The sequence below is a fragment of the Actinokineospora enzanensis DSM 44649 genome (assembly GCF_000374445.1).
In the GTDB taxonomy this organism is placed as follows: Bacteria; Actinomycetota; Actinomycetes; order Mycobacteriales; family Pseudonocardiaceae; genus Actinokineospora; species Actinokineospora enzanensis.
The window spans coordinates 552,884-572,116 of record NZ_KB894404.1 but is presented as its reverse complement, the minus strand read 5'-3'; the positions used below and the strand labels follow the sequence as shown (position 1 = coordinate 572,116).

The 19,233-nt window shown below is 69.5% G+C and carries 15 protein-coding genes; 9 read left to right on the top strand and 6 right to left on the bottom strand.

The window, feature by feature from the left end:
* Both C503_RS44300 and C503_RS0104780 read right to left on the bottom strand, forming a co-directional pair.
* Positions 1-161 (bottom strand): helix-turn-helix domain-containing protein (locus C503_RS44300; RefSeq protein ID WP_156892957.1); only part of this gene is annotated, 161 nt, incomplete at its 3' end.
* Between the two features lie 278 nt (positions 162-439).
* Complete coding sequence (locus C503_RS0104780) at positions 440-1,543, bottom strand: class II histone deacetylase (protein ID WP_018681067.1); 1,104 nt, start codon at positions 1,541-1,543, stop codon at positions 440-442.
* Between the two features lie 292 nt (positions 1,544-1,835).
* On the opposite strand from C503_RS0104780, the gene C503_RS0104775 reads away from it, so the two are divergent.
* Positions 1,836-3,941, top strand: coding sequence for a M6 family metalloprotease domain-containing protein (locus tag C503_RS0104775; protein ID WP_020608204.1), 2,106 nt, complete (start codon positions 1,836-1,838; stop codon positions 3,939-3,941).
* 273 nt (positions 3,942-4,214) lie between these two features.
* Positions 4,215-5,486, top strand: a complete 1,272-nt coding sequence (locus tag C503_RS43005; RefSeq protein ID WP_018681066.1) for an NYN domain-containing protein — start codon at positions 4,215-4,217, stop codon at positions 5,484-5,486.
* A gap of 12 nt (positions 5,487-5,498) precedes the next feature.
* On the opposite strand, the gene C503_RS0104765 is transcribed toward C503_RS43005, so the two are convergent.
* Positions 5,499-6,197, bottom strand: coding sequence for a TetR/AcrR family transcriptional regulator (locus tag C503_RS0104765; RefSeq protein ID WP_018681065.1), 699 nt, complete (start codon positions 6,195-6,197; stop codon positions 5,499-5,501).
* Between the two features lie 160 nt (positions 6,198-6,357).
* Between C503_RS0104765 and C503_RS0104760 the strand changes: the two genes are divergently transcribed.
* From C503_RS0104760 to C503_RS0104745, 4 genes are all read left to right on the top strand, one after another.
* On the top strand, positions 6,358-7,572 hold the full coding sequence (locus tag C503_RS0104760; RefSeq protein WP_018681064.1) for a cytochrome P450: 1,215 nt from the start codon (positions 6,358-6,360) through the stop codon (positions 7,570-7,572).
* Positions 7,573-7,853: 281 nt separating this feature from the next.
* Positions 7,854-9,047, top strand: a complete 1,194-nt coding sequence (locus tag C503_RS0104755; protein WP_018681063.1) for a helix-turn-helix domain-containing protein — start codon at positions 7,854-7,856, stop codon at positions 9,045-9,047.
* A gap of 478 nt (positions 9,048-9,525) precedes the next feature.
* Positions 9,526-10,317 carry a Scr1 family TA system antitoxin-like transcriptional regulator gene (locus tag C503_RS0104750; RefSeq protein ID WP_018681062.1) on the top strand — a complete coding sequence of 264 codons (792 nt, stop codon included), beginning with the start codon at positions 9,526-9,528 and terminating at the stop codon, positions 10,315-10,317.
* 384 nt (positions 10,318-10,701) lie between these two features.
* The gene (locus C503_RS0104745) at positions 10,702-11,349 is read left to right on the top strand and encodes a dihydrofolate reductase family protein (RefSeq protein ID WP_018681061.1); all 648 of its coding nucleotides are present in this window, start codon (positions 10,702-10,704) and stop codon (positions 11,347-11,349) included.
* A 139-nt stretch (positions 11,350-11,488) separates the two neighbouring features.
* Here C503_RS0104745 and C503_RS37875 read toward each other — a convergent pair whose 3' ends face one another.
* From C503_RS37875 to C503_RS0104730, 3 genes are all read right to left on the bottom strand, one after another.
* Positions 11,489-13,123 carry an ABC-F family ATP-binding cassette domain-containing protein gene (locus C503_RS37875; protein ID WP_051114744.1) on the bottom strand — a complete coding sequence of 545 codons (1,635 nt, stop codon included), beginning with the start codon at positions 13,121-13,123 and terminating at the stop codon, positions 11,489-11,491.
* Between the two features lie 195 nt (positions 13,124-13,318).
* The gene (locus tag C503_RS0104735) at positions 13,319-13,945 is read right to left on the bottom strand and encodes an SRPBCC family protein (RefSeq protein WP_018681059.1); all 627 of its coding nucleotides are present in this window, start codon (positions 13,943-13,945) and stop codon (positions 13,319-13,321) included.
* Positions 13,946-13,976: 31 nt separating this feature from the next.
* Entirely contained in the window at positions 13,977-14,408 is a 432-nt protein-coding gene (locus C503_RS0104730) for an ester cyclase (RefSeq protein ID WP_018681058.1), read from the bottom strand.
* 121 nt (positions 14,409-14,529) lie between these two features.
* Between C503_RS0104730 and C503_RS0104725 the strand changes: the two genes are divergently transcribed.
* From C503_RS0104725 to C503_RS0104715, 3 genes are all read left to right on the top strand, one after another.
* The gene (locus tag C503_RS0104725; protein WP_018681057.1) at positions 14,530-17,145 is read left to right on the top strand and encodes an AAA family ATPase; all 2,616 of its coding nucleotides are present in this window, start codon (positions 14,530-14,532) and stop codon (positions 17,143-17,145) included.
* 249 nt (positions 17,146-17,394) lie between these two features.
* Positions 17,395-18,333, top strand: a complete 939-nt coding sequence (locus C503_RS0104720) for a hypothetical protein (RefSeq protein ID WP_018681056.1) — start codon at positions 17,395-17,397, stop codon at positions 18,331-18,333.
* 139 nt (positions 18,334-18,472) lie between these two features.
* On the top strand, positions 18,473-19,099 hold the full coding sequence (locus C503_RS0104715; RefSeq protein WP_018681055.1) for a VOC family protein: 627 nt from the start codon (positions 18,473-18,475) through the stop codon (positions 19,097-19,099).
* The last annotated feature ends 134 nt before the right edge of the window (positions 19,100-19,233 follow it).

The following is a 19,233-nucleotide window of genomic DNA, read 5'->3' as shown; positions in this document are numbered from 1 at the left end:
AGGCCGGCCTCGCCGAAGCGGCGATGGCGGTTGACCCACTTGGAGGCGCACTGGCGCGAGATGCCCATCTCGGCCGCGACGTGGGCGATCGGACGGGTGCGGCAACGTTGGACGAGGCGGTGGCGGCCTTCGACGGACAGCGGGGCGTTACGGTGGAGCACGGACGGGTCTTTCTGTTCGGCGGATGCGTTGGTCGCACTTCCATCCTGCCGCCGAAAGACCCGTCCCCTCGTCTCAGCCCCTGCCGGCTGTCACCAACGTCATGACCCGCAACAGCTAGTGGTGCGACTCAGAACGTCGGCCGTGTATCGGCGGGTCCACGGCGTGGCCGGCGGTGCCGCCGGGACGGCCTCGTACTGGATGTACTCGGTCGTTTCGGCGGTGCCGTCAGGCACGTCGTGGGCGGGTCGAGACATGGTCGACGTTCTGGGTCGCACCACTAATGGTGGATGTCGACGAGGAGTTTCTCCGTGGCCTTGATGGCCGCGTCCTGATGCGGCTGAAGCTCCTGCTGCCCCAACCGATCAAAGTGGAACGGATCAGGGAACGGCTTCTCCACCCCCACCAACTCCTCCACCACCGCATGCAGACAGAACGGCACGTAAGCCTCCGCGTACCCGCCCTCCTGCACAGCCACGATCCGCCCACCGCACAACGTGTTCGCGGCGTCCACAAGGGCCTTCGTGATGTCCCGATACCCACCAGGCGTCAACATCATGCGCCCCAACGGGTCCAGCGCGCTGGCATCATACCCCGCCGCGACCACGATCAGATCCGGACGGAAGCGCCGCAGGGCGGGGAGTACGACCCGGCGGATGGATTCCTGGTAGCCGCCCTTGCCGGTGCCCGGCGGCAGCGGGAGGTTGAGGGTGTAACCGAATCCCGGACCCGCGCCGCGTTCGGTGACGTGGCCGGAGTCGGGCGGGAACATGCGGTCCTGGTGCAGGGAGATCGCCAGGACGGTCGGGTCTTCCCAGAACACCGTCTGGGTGCCGTTGCCGTGGTGCACGTCGATGTCCACCACCGCGACGCGCTTGCAGTCGTGGGTGCGGCGGACCGAGCGGATGGCGATGGCGATGTTGGCGAGCAGGCAGAAGCCCATGCCGGAGTCCGGGATGGCGTGGTGCCCGGGTGGTCGGACCAGCGCGTACGCGTTGCGCACGGAGCCGTCCAGGACGGCATCGAAGGCGCGGATCACGCCGCCCGCGGCGAGGCGGGCGATGTCCAGGCCGCCCGGCCCGAACTTGGTTCCGCCGTCGCCCGCGTCGCCGCCGGTGGGGTTGGCGGTGACCAGGCGGTCGAGGTGGTGGGGGGTGTGGACGAGCAGGATCTCCTCGTCGGTGGCCGGGCGCGGGGCGATCCGGGTGAGGTGGTCGACCAGGCCGGTCACCACGACCAGCTCGTGCGCGCGGCGCTTGGGTTCGGCGTACTCGTAATGGTGGAAGGGTTGCAGGCCCTGCGCCACGTTGGCGGGCAGCAGCTGCGCCTGCGTTCCGGTGTCATGCCAGCCGAACAGCTCGTGGTAGACGTAACCGGTGGCCATGTCGTCGATCCTGGCCCGGTCCCGTCCCGGCTCACCAGGGTCGCAGGACCATCACGCCGCCCCGGCGACATATGGGACGAAATGGGACAGTCGGAACAGTGGCGCGCGGGTTGCGCGGGAACGAACAGTGGGAACGCCCCGGCGTCCACGTCGCCCGCGCCCGCACACCCGGTCACCAGGCAAAGCAGGCCGACCGCGGCCCCCGACGCATGTCGGGATTTCCGTTAACTGGCAACGGTTCCCAGATCTCCGCCGATCGTTAGCATGGGCGAACCGACAAATCGGAGGTGGCATGTCCCTCACGCGGGTTCGTCACAAACGTCCCCTGCTCCTGATCACCGCGCTGTTATCGGCCGCCGCGCTCGCCGCGGGCAACGGCAGCGCGCTCGCGGCTCCCCCCGACGAGCCCGAGAACCAATGGCAGTACGACCACTGGCCGCAGCGGCAGCCGTGGCAGGAAGGCCCGGACGGCGCGCGGGTCATGGCGGCGGCGGGTCTGCCCGGCCCCATCGACCCGCAGAACTGGGTCAACCCGGACCACATGACGTGGGAACGGGACTACCGGAAGGTGCCCGGGACCAACTGGTCGGATCCCGCGGTCAAGGGGTCGAAGCGCAACTTCAAGGGCGCGCTGGTCCTTCTGGACTACCCGAACCAGCCGTTCGTCGTGACGCAACCGGCGCACTCGACGGTGTTCGGCAACCCCAGCACCGAGGCGCACGACGTCCCGCGCCCCCAGGTCGCACAGTTCTATCAGGACTTGCTCAACAAGCCGAGCACCATCAACCACGGCCACACCGTCAACGAGTACTGGATGGAGGACTCCGGCGGCCGCTACGGCGTCGACCTCAAGGCGTTCGGGCCCTACACCATGCCGGGCAAGGACCACGAGTACGGCATGGAGTTCCAGGCGGGCACCGCGTGCCCGGCCGGTGACAACTGCGACCGCGACCTGCGCGTGGACGGCCGCGCCGCCTGGACCGCCGATGTCGGCACCCAGGTCCCGGCTGGCTACGACTTCGTCTACTTCCTGTCCGCGGGCCAGGACGAGTCCGGTACCTGGCAGGAGTTCGGGAAGATCAAGTTCGAGCAGAAGGAGGACGTCACCGACGCCTTCGGTCCGCCGGACGAAGCCCTGCCGAACTGGGCGCGCACCCGCTACGTGGACTGGACCTCCTGGGCGTCGGCGTCGGCCATGTGGCCCAACGCCGAGGAGGGGTCGTCCACCCAGGCGGAGAGCTCGGGCCAGGGCGTGTACGCGCACGAGCTGAGCCACCTGCTCGGCATCGGCGACAACTACAACAACCCGTTCTCCAACCCGCCGCGCCGCGACTACAACGGCATCTGGGACATGCTCTCCCGCGGCTCGTTCAACGGCCCCGGCGGCCCGCACTCGCGCTGGGTCATCCCGGCGACCGGCGGCGGCTCGATGGGCGCGCAGCACATGTTGCGGAACAAGATGAAACTCGGCATCGTCGACGAGCGCAATGTGCTGCGGCTGTCCCGGGAGGCGCTGGCCGACTCCGGCGTGGTGATCGCCCAGATCACCGCGCGCGAGGTGCAGCCGGGATCGCGCGGGCTGACCGGGATCAACCTCCAGCTCGGCACCGGCGACCTCGACCCCAAGTGCGACGTCGCGACCGACCCGTACTGCGACGGCGGCGGCTACCAGAACTACACCGTCGAGGTCGTCGACCGGATGGGCTCGGACTCGTTCACCCCGGACGCAGGCGTGCTGCTCGCCAAGACGAAGGACGAGGACGACGCGCCGTTCGCCTGGGTGATCGACGCCAACCCGCAGGACATCGGCATGACCGACTACGTCCTGCCCGACGGCCGCAAGATCCCCATCACCATCGGCGACTACCGCCAACTGTCGGACGCCCTGTTCCACGCGGGCACGAACTCCGGCAGCGAGTACGAGTACGTGGACCAGGCCAACCGCCTGCACTTCTACGTACTCGACATCAAACGCGACAACAAGGGCGTCCTGTCCTACAAGGTCGCGATCAGCTCCCTGGACGGCGCAGGCCCGCAGAAGCGCGGCGTCCGGGTGCTGCCCACCACCGGCCACCTCGGCCACGACGGCGTCGCGACCTGCCGCTTCCCGCTGTTCAACACCGGCCACGGCGCCCGCCCGACCGGCAAGCAGCACCCGGAGGACGTCAGCCAGTACGTCGACGGCGACGTCTACCGCGTCTCGGCCAAGGCCGACCGCGGCTGGACGGCCCAGGTCCCGAACGCGCTGGCCACGGCCGAGTTCGGCCACCAGGTCAGCGTGCCGGTCCACGTCAAGCAGGACGGCCGCGGCGGCCCGTTCGGCAAGGTGACCTTGACGGCCACCTCGGAGAGCAACCCCACCGCGACCGCGACCGCCACCTGCGTGGTCGGCCGCTGAAAGCCGGGGCGGGCACGGTTAACCCGTGCCCGCCCCTTTCCGCGTCGCGAGCCCGCCCTCCACAAAAGGAAATGCCCACGGCGCAGACTGTCCAGTCCGGACCTCCGAGGCCCGGGGTGCCCGGCTTGCGAACGGCGTCGGATCGAAAACTCGGATCGAAAACGACGTCCTGGCGCGTCGGTGTAGCGGTCGCGCGGGTCGGGACGATCTCCCCGGCAGCCGCTGGCTGGGCGTCGAGCGCACGCCCCCCGGTCGTTTGGGAGGTTGTCGCGCATGGGTGGTCATTCGGCCGACGGGCATCGCCGGGCGGCGGTGTTCGTGGACTTCGAGAATGTGCACATCGGGCTGTCGAATTCGAGCAAGGACGCCGGGAACCGGTTCGCCACGCAGCCGGGGCGGTGGATCGAGTGGATGGAGCAGACGCTCGGGCCGTTCGTGGTGGACGCGGAGGAGAAGCCCCGGAAAGTGTTGCGGCGCATCTGCTATCTCGATCCGGCGCAGTCCGGGAGGTTCCGGCCCTACTTCACGCGTGCCGGTTTCCGCGTGGTGGACTGTCCCGCGCTCACCACCAGGGGCAAGAACAGCGCGGACATCCACATGGTGCTGGACATCCTCGACACGCTCGCGCATCCCGAACGCTATGACGAGTTCATCGTGCTGTCCGTCGACGCCGATTTCACCCCGGTGCTGTTGCGGCTGCGCGAGCACGACCGCCGCACCGCGATGTTGGTGAGCGGTCCCGCCGCCGCCGCGCTCCAGGCCGCCTGCGACTTCCCGATCCCGGACTCCCTGTTCTTCGACGAGGCCCTCGGCCTGGACGAGGACGCCCTCGCGCCACCCGCGCCCGCGGACAACGGACTACGCGAGCGGATGGCCGTCGTGGTGCGCCGTTTGGTGGCCGAGGCCGATGAGCCGCTGACGATGGCCCGGGTCGCGCAGGAGGTCCGCCGCCAGCTCGGGACCAGGGTGGACACCACCTCGTGGGGCGGTACCGGCGGTTTCGGCAAGTTCGCGCAGAGCCTGGTCGACGACCGCCTGCACATCGAGACCAGCAAGTCGCCTGGTTGGCTCTACGACCCGACCAGGCACGACGCCCCGGTCAACGGGATGCCCTCGACGCCGGTCGTGCCGGAGGTGGCCGAGCGGGTGCACCAGGTGGTCGGGGTGCCGTTGCTCTCGTCCGCCGCGTACTCCGTCCTGTTCGAGGTGCTCACCACCGAGGCCCGCGGCGCGGCGGCGCACGGGCAGGCCATCGCCGAGCGGGCGGCGCGGGACGCCTGCACCGAGCGGGGCCAGCCGGTCGCCCGGAACGCGGTGCATTTCGTGCTCCTGGGGTATCACTACAGCGGTTTCGACTGGACGGACATCGAGGCGCACGCCCACCAGCTCGCCACCGCGTTCACCGACAACGTCCTCAAGCTGGCGAGCGACGCCCAGATGGCGCTCACCCCGGACGAGCAGGCGCAGATCCGCGCCTGGATCGAGTACCGACCGTGCACCGAGACCGCGCACGCGACGCCGTACCTCGACTCGGTCGTGCCCTGACAGTCACGCCTTTCAGCGGACCGCCGAGGAGTCGCCGCGGTCCGGTTTGCCGAAACCGGCGAAGCTGCCGCGGCGGCGGAGTTCCTCGATGTCCTGCCGGTCGACCGGCCTGCCGGGCAGCGGGACACCGGAGGTGGCGCGGAGGCCGTCCATCATCAGCGCGAAGAGGCGCCGGGAGACCATCTCGCCCAGGTCGTCGGTGCTCGGTGGGACGAAACGGGACATCAGCAACAGGGCCATCAGCGTGTCGCCGATGTCGATGTCCGGGCGGATGGCGCCGCTTTCCTGGGCGCGGCCCAGCAGACGGCGGGCCACCGCGATCACCAGGTCGCGTTGTTCGACGACGGCGATCGCGTCCGTCACCGCCTCCCGGGCGCGCGCGGAGACGGCGTTCATGGTGGTACCGAGCCGGAGTTCGAAGGCCGAGCGCAACAGGCTGACCAACGCGGCCGCCGCGTCGGGCTCGGACTCCTCGGCGTGCCGCGCGAGGTCGGCCAGGCGGGTGAAGTTGTCCAGGCTGACGGCCATGATCAGTTCGTCGCGGTCGGGGAAGCGCCGGTAGAGCGTGCCGACCCCGACACCCGCGGCGCGCGCGATCTCGTCCATCGGGACGTCCGGCCCGACCTGGGCGAACAGCCTGCGCGCGGCGTCGATGATCTGTTCGCGGTTGCGCCGCGCGTCGGCGCGGAGTGGCTCGTGGCTGCCAGGCACCCTGACCGTCCTCCTCAGCAGTGTCGGCTGGCGGGGATTGTCGCATTCCACCGCCCGGTGCGCCGTCACCCACACGGCAGATGTGGAAGAAAAGCTTCCGGTTGGCTACGCTGGGTTCAAGCGGAAGCTTTTCCTCCAGATACACCCGGGGTGATGTGCCATGACGAAAGCTGTCGCCGAGGTCGAGTTCCCGGTCGAGCGCGGATGCCCGTTCGCCGCGCCCGACGAGTACGGCGAGCTGCGGGAACAGGCGCCGATCAGCAGGGTCCGCCTGCTCGGGGGCGCCGAGGTGTGGTGGGTGTCCGGTCACGAGCAGGGCCGGGCGATCCTGGCCGACCGCCGGTTCTCCTCCGACCGCAGGCACGAGAACTTCCCGGTCGCCACCGCCGACCTGGCGACCCTGAGCAGGCTGCGCGCCCAGCCGCCGTCCATGATCAGCATGGACGGCCCCAAGCACGCCGCTGCCCGCCGCGCCCTGATCAGCGAGTTCACCGTGAAGCGGCTGGGCGCGCTGCGCCCGCGGATCCAGGAGATCGTCGACCACTTCATCGACGCGATGCTGGCCGCCGACGAGCACCCGGTCGACCTGGTCCAGGCCCTGTCCCTGCCGGTCCCCTCACTGGTGATCTGCGAGCTGCTCGGCGTCCCCTACGCGGACCACGACTTCTTCCAGGAACGCACCTCCGCCCTGATCGCACGAAGCGCGGCGTCGGAGATCCGGCAACGCTCCTTCGACGAGCTGCGCGGTTACCTCGCCGACCTGATCGACCGCAAGGCGGCCGACCCGGGCGACGACCTGTTCAGCCGCCAGATCGCCAAGCAGCGCGCGGAGGGCAGCTACGACCGGGCCACTATGGTCAGCACAGCGTTCCTGCTGCTGGTCGCGGGGCACGAGACGACCGCGAACATGATCTCCCTCGGGGTGGTCGCGCTGCTCGAACACCCGGACCAGCTGGCGGTGATCAAGGCCGACCCGGACAAGACCCCGGCGGCGGTGGAGGAGCTGCTGCGCTACTTCACCATCGTCGAGGTCGCCACCAGCCGCGTCGCCACCGCGGACGTGGAGATCGGCGGAGTCACCATCCGCGCCGGGGACGGCGTGGTCGTGTCCGGCATGTCCGCCGACCGGGACCCGGCGGTATTCGAGGACCCGGACCGGCTCGATGTCCAACGAGGGGCGCGCCACCACATCGCGTTCGGGTTCGGGCCGCATCAGTGCCTGGGACAGAACCTGGCTCGGCTGGAGCTGCAGATCGTGTTCGACACGTTGTTCCGCCGCATCCCGACGCTCCGGCTGGCCGCGCCCCTGGACGAGATCCCGTTCAAGACCGACGCAGGCATCTTCGGCGCCTATCGACTGCCGGTGACGTGGTGACCGGTTGGGCGGGTCTTGGGCCTGGCCTGCGGACCGATCGTCCTTAATGGACCACTCGCGCCCGGTCGCCGGTTCCGGCGGCTGGGCGCGGGTCAGGTTTCGCTGATCACGCTCGCCCCCAGCGTCCGTTACGTCTGTCCGTCGAAGCGGGCCAACGGTGCGCCCGGTCGTGCTCGCCAAGAGTGGCGACTAGCCTGGTGATGCCTCCTCGCCGAGGTACGACGTCCTTGGCCGACGGGCCAAGGGCCCTGGCGAAGAGCACTGGGCGAAGGCAGGGCGACATGGCGAACGAGAGCGTCGGCGCGCGTATTCGGCAACTTCGCGGCCGCCACATCACACAACGCGAACTGGCAGACGCGGCGGAAGTCAGCATCGACTTGATCCGCAAGCTTGAGCAAGGTCAGCGGCACACCGCATCCGTGCCCTACCTGCACCGGATCGCCCGCGCACTGGGGACCGATCTCGGCGGCCTGCTCGGACAACCGCAGTCCGTGGCAGAAGACGACGTCGACACCGTGGGTGCGATTCGGGAAGCCCTGACATCGATCGATGACCTTCTTGACGAGGTCGACGACGTGGACGCTCCCTCGCTGCCCGACATCCAACGTGGCGCGGAGTACGCGTGGGGCGCGTTCAGCGGTGGCCGCTACGACCTCCTTGGACAGGTACTGCCCAGGCTGCTCGCGGAGACCCGGGCGGCAGCACACGGCAGCCCAGCCGAAGAGGCAGGCATCGCAGCCGACCTCGCGGCGCAGATGCGACAGATCGCCATTGGCACCCTCATGCAACACGGCGCCCTCGACCTCGCGCACATCGCCGCGCGCGAGGCCATCACAGACGCCGAGCGAGGCCACGACCCGCTTCGCGCCATCGCGGTCCGACACGCCTTCTCCCACGTGCTCGTGCGGCAGGGACGGCAGGACAAGGCGCGGCAACTCGTGCTCGGCGCGGTGCGCGCGGTGGACCGCCTCGACGGAGTCTCCGCCGAAGCAGTGCGCGGCGCCCTGCTGCTGCGAGCTGCCGGAGCAGCCAGCCGGGCCGGAGACGGCAACCTCGCCCTGAATCTGGTCGGTGAGGCCGACGACATCGCACAACGAATCGGTGACGCGCGCACCGACCACGGCAGCCACTACGGTCTCAGCTTCGGCCAGTCGCAAGTGGTCGTGATCGGCACCGACATCGCCGTCGTCGCCGGAGACTTCGACACCGCGTTCACCAGATCACGCGAGATGCCCGCCCGCGGCGAGCACCTACCGCTGATGTCGCGCACGCGGCACCTCGCCGACGTCGCCCTCACCCACGCCCAACTCGGCGACGATGCGCGAGCGACCAGCGCCCTGCTCGCCATGGAGGCAATGGCACCCCACTTGCTCCCGTTCCATCGGCTTGCCAAGTCGGTCGCTCGCGAACTTCTCGGCCGACGTCCCACCAAGCCCCTGCGGGAGTTCGCCAAGCGCGCCAAGATCGCGGCTTGACCCATCCCGGTAGTAGGACAGAGCGTCCTACCTCATGTTCCGCTCGCCGTCATACGGTCTGATCATCGGTCAAGCCGGTACCCCTTAACCAGCGGCGCAGCACCACGGTCCGGCAAAGTTCACTGGTCAGGGGCAGACTCCTGGAGGTTGTGAGTGTGTTCGCCCAGCCAGTGGTGCGACGACGCGCACCCGGAACCATCGCCTGACCGCCATGGAGTGCACCGGTCGGCGGTCCGCCAACGCGCGCGCCGACGACGGCGACATGGGCTGACACCGGCGCCTTCGTCCGGCCCTCGAATGACGGTGTCGTCGCGTCGTGGTCTGGACTGCCGTCCCCGATACATGATCCCTGTGCCGCACAGGACATCGCTCACTCAGCCTCATCCGCCGAACTCACCGCGATATCAAGGGAAACGCATGTCTTCCACGCCCCGCGCCGTCGCGCTCGGTCGCACCCTCCGGCAACTCCGCCAGAGCAGTGGCATCTCCCCTGCGCGGGCTCGCCGAGCAGATCGAACGAGACTGCCCAACCCTGTCCCGCTGGGAGACCGGCGAGCGCACCCCCAAGCCCCAGCACGTCGCCCAGATCCTCGCCCTGCTCGACATCCACGGCATCCGCTTCCGCCAGGTGATGCGGTTGGGCGAGGACCTCGACCACCTGCACTGGGTCGCCTCCACGGGCGAGGAGCAGCACATCCAGCGTGAGGCCTACCTCGCGCTCACCACCGCCGCCACCCACATCACCAAGACGGCGACTCACGTCATCCCGCCTCTACTGCGCACCCGCGAGATGGCCACTGCCATCGCCACAGCCGGGGAAGTCCCCGCCGATCAGGTCGACGCCCACGTCACCGCACTACTGGAACGCCAGCGGCTCGTCCTCGCCCAGACCGATACCCGGCTGACCGCCTTCGTCGGGACCGCTGCACTCACTCCGCCGGCCGACCACGCCGGCATGTTCGTCACCCAGCTCGAACGGCTCCTGCGACTCACCCGACATCCCCGCGTCGAGCTGCGCGTGACATCCACAACGCCCGGCTGGGGTCCCAACCAGCCCTTCACTCTGACCCACACCCCGCAGGCAACCCTCGCCGTCCTGTCCGCCCGAAACACCACCATCTGGCTGCACCGGACCGAAGAACTCAACCGTTACGCCCACGACATCCACCACGCGCACACGAACGCGCTCAGCCCCACGGATTCCGCCGCCCACATCACGACAGCCCTGCAACGACTCCACATACACAGCGACCTCACCCGGGCAAGCTGAGCATCGGCCATGAACCCACCCGAGACACTCGCACTCCCCGCGTTCCCGACCTGCGACGCCTGATCGACCTTCGCGACGCGGGCTGGACATTCCACGCCACGTCTGACGACAGGCAAGTGATCCAGGTGCACGACTACCGGATCTAGTGGTGCGACTCAGGACGTTGGCCGTGTATCGGCGGGGCCACGGTGTGGCTGGTGGTGCCGCCGGGACAGCCTCGTACTGGACGTACTCGGTCGTTTCGGCGGGCGGTGGCTGCCCGGGAGTATCGGCCGTCGGAAAGATCTTGGAAGAAAGTTCGGGAAGGATGTCGGATCGGGGTGGTGGTGTTCGTAGCCGGGGTGAGGTCACCCGAAGGGGGTGGCGCAGAGGTGAGGATCCGCGATGAGGCTGACGACCATGACCCAGGTCACCGTTGACGGAGTGATGCAGGGCAATGGGGGCGCGTCGGAGGAGGACCGTCGCAACGGGTTCGATCGGGGTGGGTGGGCGCTCGGGCGGGCCGATGACGAGACGCATGCGTTGATCAACGAGACCTATCATCGCGCGGACGGGTTCCTGTTCGGCAGGCGGACCTACGAGCTGTTCGCGGGCGCGTGGGGGTCCTGGGCGGTTGCGGATGTCCCCGGTTGGGAGCCGGTCCTGCGGGCGTTGAACTCCCGACCCAAGTACGTCGCGTCGACCACGCTCACGGATCCGGCGTGGTCGGGCACCACCGTGCTGTCCGATGACCTCGCGGCCGCGATCGCGGACTTGAAGGCCAAGCCGGGCGGCGAGTTGCAGGTGCACGGCAGCGGCACCCTGACCCGCTGGCTGCTGGAGCACGGCCTGGTCGACGAGATGACCCTGCTCGTGATCCCGGTGATCCTCGGCCAGGGCGCCCGTCTGTTCCCCGAGAACGGCCCCGACCTCGCGCTGGACCTGGTCGAGTCGCGAACCGACTCCAAGGGCGTCACGGTCCAGGTCTACCGACCGGCTGGACGTCCGCAGTACCCGACCGCGGTACCGCAGCCGACCAGCACATCGTCCTGACACGGCGGGAAGCCCCGGGCCCACCCCGAAGAGTGGGCCCGGGTGACGGATCCTCGCCGCTCTCGACAGCACGGACGACACGTCGGTGCGATGCGCCTGCGGGGTTGTCCACAGGCAAGATCGAATCACCGCCGCGATGTCAGTCCAGGTCGATAGGATCGGACCGGGCCGGAGGCAAGCCTCGGGCAGCCTTGCCGTCGGCGAGTACCAGTTCGGCGCCGTCCCAGGTTCGACGTAGCCAGCGGTCGTGGGTGGCCACGACCACCGCGCCAGGGGCCGACTGCAGTGCCTGTTCGAGTTCCTCCGCCAACGCGAGCGAGAGATGGTTCGTCGGCTCGTCGAGCAGCAGCACCTCCGGTGGCCGCCCGATCAGCATCGCCAGCGCCAACCGGCGGCGCTGTCCTACCGACAGTCGGCCCACCGGCTTGTCCAGGTCACGGCCCGACAACAGGCCCAACTCCACCAACGGGACCTCTCCCGCGTACAACTGCCGAGCGGTCTTCTCCGGCGAGGCGAACACGACGTCCTGTTCCAGCAGGGCGACCCGGACGCCGTGGGCGCGTCGGACCGTGCCCGTGTCCGGCGTCAGGATCCCCGCGAGCACCTTCAACAGCGTCGACTTGCCCGCGCCGTTCTCACCCTGAACCATCAGCCGAGACGACGTGCTCACATCCAGTTCGTCGAGGTCGAGACGGCCGCACAGGCGCACCTGCCGCAACGACACGACGAGCTTGTCCGGCGGCGGGTTTCCGGTCAGCACTCCGTAGAACCGCAACGGCGCGGGTGGTCTGCGGACCTGGGTGCGGGTCAGCTCGTCGAGCCGTAGCTGGGCGTTGCGGACCCGGCGCGAGATCTGTCTCTGCACGCGGCCGCCGTGTCGGTCGTAGGCGATCTTGTTGTTGTCCTTCATCACCCGGTTGTGGCTGATCTCCCGAGCGGTGACATCAACCGACACCCGCAACCCGGCCAACTCGTCCTGTTCCCGCGCCCATTGCTGCTCCCACCGAGCACGTTCGGCACGTTTCGCGGCCAGGTAGGCCGTGTACGTGCCGCCGAATCGGGTGAGGCCGCCGCGTGTGGGGTCAAGGTCGACGATGTCGGTGCATACCTCGTCCAGGAAGACGCGGTCGTGTGAGGCCACGACAACGGTCCCGGGCAGCCTGCCGAGTTGCCGCTCCAAGAACGCCACCGCGGCGTCGTCGAGGTGGTTTGTGGGTTCGTCGAGCAGCATCGTCATCGGTTGGCGGATCAGCAAAGCGGCCAGGCCCAGGCGGGACCGTTGACCGCCGGAGAACGTCGACAGTGGACGGTCTCTGTCCACAAAGGCCAGGCCGAGGCCGGTCAGCACCAACTCGGCGCGGCGGTCCGCGTCCCAGAGGTCGTGGTCCTGGGCCCAGTCCAACACCTCCCCATAGGCCGCGAGCAGGTCCGGGTTGTCCGGATCCCGCGCCAAACAGCTGCCGAGTTCATCGAGTCGACGGCGGGCCGCCCGGATCTCGGACAGTGCGTCGTCGATGACGTCGCCGACCACGGCGTCCTCGCCGAAAGGCAGTTCCTGCAACAGGAATCCGCAGTCCGCGGGCCGGACTACGAACCCCGAGTCGGGTTCCTCGACACCCGCGAGCAAGCGCAGCAGCGTCGACTTGCCGACGCCGTTCTCGCCGACCAGGCCCAGGCGTTGGCCGGGGCCCGCCGTGATCGAGACGCCGTGGAGCACGCGGCGGTCACCATAGGCTTTGCCCAGGTCACGGGCGTGAATAGAGATATCTGACATGCGACACGGTCCCCTGCGGAGAAAGGGCCCGCCGGGCATGGCTCACCGACTCATCGGGCGGGAGCTCGCCTCGGACGCGGGCGGGGCGCGGTGTCAGGAGATCATAGTGCGGTCGATTATGCGGACGCCCCGCACACCCGTCAAGCGCTTAAAGCCCGGCCGTGCCGGAGGGCGGCAGGGCCGGGCCTTGGGTGATCAGGCGGGCAGACAGCGGGTTTCGGCGGTGGTCTTGAGCGCGGTCAACCACGCCTCCAAGCCCTGCCCGAGGAACTCGGTGGCCAACGGCACGTCGGTCTCGATCTGCTTGCCCGCGTGGGTTTCCTCGGTGCGCACGAGCACACCGCCCGGTACCTTGGTGAATGTCCACACGTGCACTCCGCGGTCGATGCGCAGACCATCACCGATCGCCGGGCCGGTCCACCGAATGCACTTGTCCCGCTGCAACTGCTGGACCGTGGACGTGATCACCAGCGTGGTCGCCGGGGTCACGGGGGTCTCCGGCACCGGCGTGGTCCACCGGAACCGCGACCCCGCCCGCAGCGGACCATGGTCCAGGCGCCTCGCCGAGCTGACCGGCTCCTGCCACGCGGGCCACCGCGCGACATCGGTCTGCACTCTCCAGACGACATCCAGCGGTGCCTTGATCAGCCTCTCGGTGCGGTAGCGGATCTTGGCCGTGCTGTCGACGCTCTGGCCCCCGCAGGTCAGGGACGCCGTCGTGGTCACGGAAGTCGCGGCCCGCGCGGGCGCGGCGGTGCCAAGGAGACCGGCGATCAGCGGGACCGCGAGAAGGGCGACGCGACGGGCAGTGCGAGCGAACATTGTTGTCTCTCCTTGTATTGATTGATTGATCTCAGGCGCCGAGCTGGGCGAGCAGGACGTGCACGTCGGAGTTGATCCAGCACTCCGCGAGCTTGCCGCCCGCCACGCGCAGCACGTCCGTGCCGGTGAAGCGGACCGCCGTGCCCGCCGGTGCGGTGGCGCCCGGGAAACCGCCCGCGTAGGTGCCGGTGGCGACCCAGCGCAGGGCGATGAAGTCGGCGTCGGAGATCGGGCCGACCTCCACCTCGAACACCAGCTCGGTGAACACCGCGCGGGTCTGCGTGATCCACCCGACCAGGGCATCCGGGCCGCGCACCGCGCTGCCGTCGCCGCCGTCGAGCAGCGCGGCGTGCACGGTGAAGTCGGCGGCGACATCGCGGTAGGCGAGGATGTAGTCGCCGTTCCAGATGGCGATCCAGTCGGCGGCGAGTCGGCGGTGGGTGGTGCCGATGTCGGTCGTCATGGCGGCTCCTCGGTGTTTTCGTCGGTGCACTCACGATGCCGGTGCGCGAACACCGCTCGCGTCGGTGAAAATCGCCTATCCTCGGGTCGCGGGAGTGCGTAGGCAATGGGGAAAGACGCAGGTGGGGGGCTTGTTGCGGGACGGGTTGCTTGGACGGCGGGACGAGACGACGCGGCTGCGGGAGTTGCTGGACGAGGCACGGGAGTCCCGGGGCGGGGCCGTGGTGGTGCGCGGCGAGGCAGGCATCGGCAAGAGCGCGCTGCTGGGGCAGGTGGCCGAGGCCGCGACGGGGTTCGAGGTCATGCGGGCCTCGGGTGTGGAGTTCGAGACCGAGCTGCCGTATTCGGCGCTGCACCAGTTGTGCATCCCGGTGCTGGGGCATCTGGCAGACCTACCCGCGCCCCATCGCGCGGCGTTGCGGATCGCGTTCGGCATGGCGACCGGCACGCCCGATCCGTTCCTGGCGGGCGCGGCGACGCTGGGGCTGTTGACCGAGCACGACCGGCCGTTGCTGTGTGTGATCGACGATGCCCAGTGGTTGGATCACGCGTCGGCACGGGCGCTGGCGTTCGTGTCGCGCAGGGTCACGGCGGAGCGGGTGGCGATGGTGTTCGCCGCGCGGTCGGCGCCGGACGTGCTGGGGCATCTGCCGGTGGTGGACGTGCGGCCGTTGAGCGAGCAGGAGGCGCGGGCGTTGCTGGCGCGCGAGATCCCGGCGCCGTTGGACGAACGAGTGCGTGACCGCGTGTTGGCCGAGGCTCGGGGCAATCCGCTGGCTCTGCTGGAATTGACCCGGACCGCCGGGCTGACCGGTCTGGCCGGTGGCTTCGACCTGCCTGCGGCCGAGCGGAGCTTCCTGGCCCGGTTGGACGAGCTGTCGTCGCAGGTCAGGATGTTGCTGACGGTCGCGGCCGCGGAGCCGGTGGGTGACCCGGACCTGCTGTGGCGTGCCGCGGAGGTGCTGGGCATCGACGTGTCGGCGGCGCACGACGTGCCGCTGGTCGAGTTCGGGTCCCGGGTGCGGTTCGTACACCCGCTGGCGCGCTCGGCGGTCTACCACTCGGCGACCGATCCGCAGCGGCGCCGCGCACATCGGGCGTTGGCGCAGGTCAGCGACCCGCTCGCGGACCCGGACCGGGTCGCGTGGCACCGCGCGCAGGCCTGTTCCGGGCCGGACGAGGACGTGGCCACCGCACTGACCGACTCGGCCGCCCGCGCGCGGGCCCGGGGCGGGGTGGCGGCCGCGGCGGCGTTCCTGGAACGCGCGGCCGCGCTGACGCTGGAGCCGGACCTGCGGGCGACGCGGGTGCTGGCGGCGGTCGAGGCCAAGCTGTCGGCCGGGGACTTCGACGTGGCCGCCGACCTGCTGTCCACGCTCCAACCCGACGACGCCCGCGTCGACCTGCTGCGCGGCCGGATCTCGTTCGCCCGGTTCCGCGGCGAGGACATACCGACCGCGCACCTGCTGCGCGCCGCCGCCAAGCTGTCCGAGAAGGAGCCCGAGGACGCGCGGACGATCTACGTGGACGCCATCGAGATGGGCATCCTGACCGGCGGCCTGGCCACGGTGATCGACGCCGCGCGCACCGCGCCGCCGGTCCCGGGTCTCCCCCGTGGCGTGGACGTCCTGCTCGACGGCATGATCGTCAAGTCCGACCACGGCCACCAGGCCGCGGCCGAGATGCTGCGCCCGGTGCTGACGGACAGCGAGGTCCGGGACCGGTGGCCCACGCTGGCGTTCCTGCTCGGTCTGGAACTCATGCACGGCGACGCCGCGCGGGACATCGCCGACCGCACGACGACGTCCGGCCGCTCGTCCGGCTCGTTCCACCTGCTGCCGATCGGTTTGGCCATGCGCGCCACCGTCACCGCCCAGACCGGCGACTTCGGCACCGCCAAGGAACTGATCTCCGAGGCCGAGGCGATCGCCGAGGCCACCGGCGCGGCCCCGCTGGTCTATCCGCGCCTGCACCTGGCCGCCCTGCAAGGTCGTCGGGAGCAGGCGCTGGAGCTGTTCGCCCAGGTCGGACCGCATATGACCTTGAGCGTGCAGTACGCGACGGCGGTGCTGAACAACGGGCTGGCGGACTATCCGGCGGCTTTGCCTGCGGCCGAGCGGACGGTGGCCACCGGGGATCTCGGACTGACCAGCCTCGCCCTGCCCGAACTGATCGAGGCCGCTGCGCGCTGCGGTCGCCGGGACGCGGCCTTGCCCGCGCTGGCCGCCTTGACCGAACGGGCGATCGGCGGCGGACAACCCTGGGGCCTGGGCATGGCGGCTTACGCCCGTGGTCTGGTCCATGACGACGAAACCGCCTACCTCCAGGCGATCACCATCCTGGACGCCTCGCCCATGGCCGTCTACGCGGCGCGCGCCCATCTCGTCTATGGGGAATGGCTCCGGCGTGCGGGGCGCCGTAAGGAAGCGCGAATCGAACTCCGCCACGCGCATTCGGCTTTGTCGGCCCTGGGTGCCGAAGCGTTTGCCGGACGAGCCGCGCAGGAACTCCGGGCCACCGGGGAGCAGGCCCGTCGTCGGTCTTCGTCGGCTGCGGACAGCCTTACCGTGCAGGAAGTGCACATCGCTCGGCTGGTGGCGGACGGGGCTACGTCGAAGGAGGTTGCGGCGAAGCTGTTCCTGAGCCCACGGACGGTGGATGCCCACTTACGCAACATCTTCCGGAAACTCTCGATCACCTCCCGCCGCCAACTCCGCGACCTCCCTGCCATCCGTTGATGTCTCCCTCTTCTGCCCGCTCAAAGGAGTCCTGCTCGGGTGGCGGTCGGCTTCCTCGACAACGGTGACGAGTCGTTACGAAGGATGGCCGCCGAGGTGGCGGTATTGCACGTCAAGACGGTGGTGTTGGCAGGTCGGCGACCTGCTCTCGACACACTCTTCCGGGCCTGGACCGAGCGGACTCCTGACCACCGGACGTTCGTCGGAAATCGAAGGTGGGATGCGACCACGGCGTGGTCGGCGCCTACGATGTCCGGCGTGATCGACATCGCGGGGTTGGCGGCCGACGGTTCTTGGCAGTTCGGGTGGGTCGGGGATCGGTTGGAGAAGGCCGTGTTCCGGTTGGTCCCGGGAACGGCCGTCGAGCGTGGGGCGCTGGTGGCCCGGCTGGGTGGGAACGCGAGTGATCCGGAGCAGTGGGAGGGTGCGCTGATCGAGGCGGTGCTTGGCGACCCGGTCTCGGCGGATCTGCGCACACTGGAGTTGCACCTCACCGACTTCCACCACTCCGCGCGCCGGGCCGCTCGTGCGTTGGCCGCTCATCGACGTGGGCAGTTGGCCGAGCTGTACTTCGGGCATGACTTCCGGTTGCTGTTCGAGCACGCCACCAGCTCGACCGGTGGTCGGATCGACCCGACGTCGTGGTTGAACGAAGGTGTCGTGGATGACGGCGCGTGCGGGCTGTGGAACGCGTTGCCCGCACTGCGTGAACTCACCATCGAGGGCGGGCTGCTGTTCGACGACATCGACAGCGACGCGCTGCCCGCGCTGACCGAGCTGCGTCTGCGCGGCGCGGTGCTCTCCGACGGCGCCGTCTTCCCGCGCAAGGCGCCCGGTGTCGTCACCCTGGCGCTGGAGATCGGGACTGACGTCTTCGGCACCGTCTGTCCCGTCGAGCAGCTGGAACAACTCGACCCGGCGGGCTACCCCGCGTTGCGGCACCTCGATCTGGGTGACGCGGAGTTCGACGGCGGCGACTACGCCACCCTCGTCACGCTGGCCGAGTCCCCGATCCTGCGCCAACTGGAGACCCTCACACTGCGCAGCCTCTACATCGAAGACCACGAGATCGAGGACGACCGACAGGCCGCACTCGCCGCGCTGGCCCCGGCCTTCGCCCATCTCACCCTCGACGTCACCGACGGGGCCGATGAGGACGTGGCCGCCGTCCTCGACATCACCGACTAGGGCGGCCTGCACCAAGGAGCCGCATCGTCATCAACACGTCACCCAGAGCGACCAGGACTGCCGCCTCAGGACGGGAGCCGTCGGGACTGGTCAGGAATGGAGAAGCGCTGGCGGCGGGGGCGCGCTTAGCGTTATCGGCATGACGAAGATTGAGAACATCACCCTTGAGGTCGCCGATGTCGCGGCCGCCGCGCGCTTCTACTCCGCCGCCTTCGGGCTGGGCCCCGAGCTGCGGTTGCGGGCCACGCAGGACGCGACTTCGGGCTTCCGTGGGTTCACGCTGTCGCTGACGGTGTCGCAGCCTGCCAATGTGCACGCGCTGGTGGAGGCCGCCGTCGAGGCCGGGGCGACGGTGATCAAGCCGGTGACGAAGTCGATGTGGGGCTACGGCGGTGTGGTGCAGGCGCCGGACGGGACGATCTGGAAGGTGGCCACGTCGTCCAAGAAGGACACCAAGCCTGCCAGTCGGGAGATCGACAGCATCGTGTTGCTGTTCGGTGTGGCCGATATCCCGGCCAGCAAGCGGTTCTATGTGGAGCGTGGGCTGCCGGTGGGCAAGAGTTTCGCCCGCATGTACGTGGAGTTCGACACCGGGTCCAGCCCGATCAAGCTGGGGCTGTACCGGCGGCGGGCGCTCGCGAAGGACGCGGGGGTGGCGCCGGAGGGTAGTGGCTCGCACCGGATCGCGGTCGGCGGGGCGGATGAGGCGTTCTCGGACCCGGACGGGTTCGCGTGGGAGACGGCGGCGATGGCGGCGCAGTCCTGATGTGCCTCTACCACTCCCCCGGGCTCGCCGCCGCTGCTGTGGACAGCGACGGTGATGGCGAGTGTCAGTGTGGTGCGCACGCGCGGAGCCCGGAGGTCGTGGCGCCTCGGGTACCGGGCGAACCTGGGCAGCCC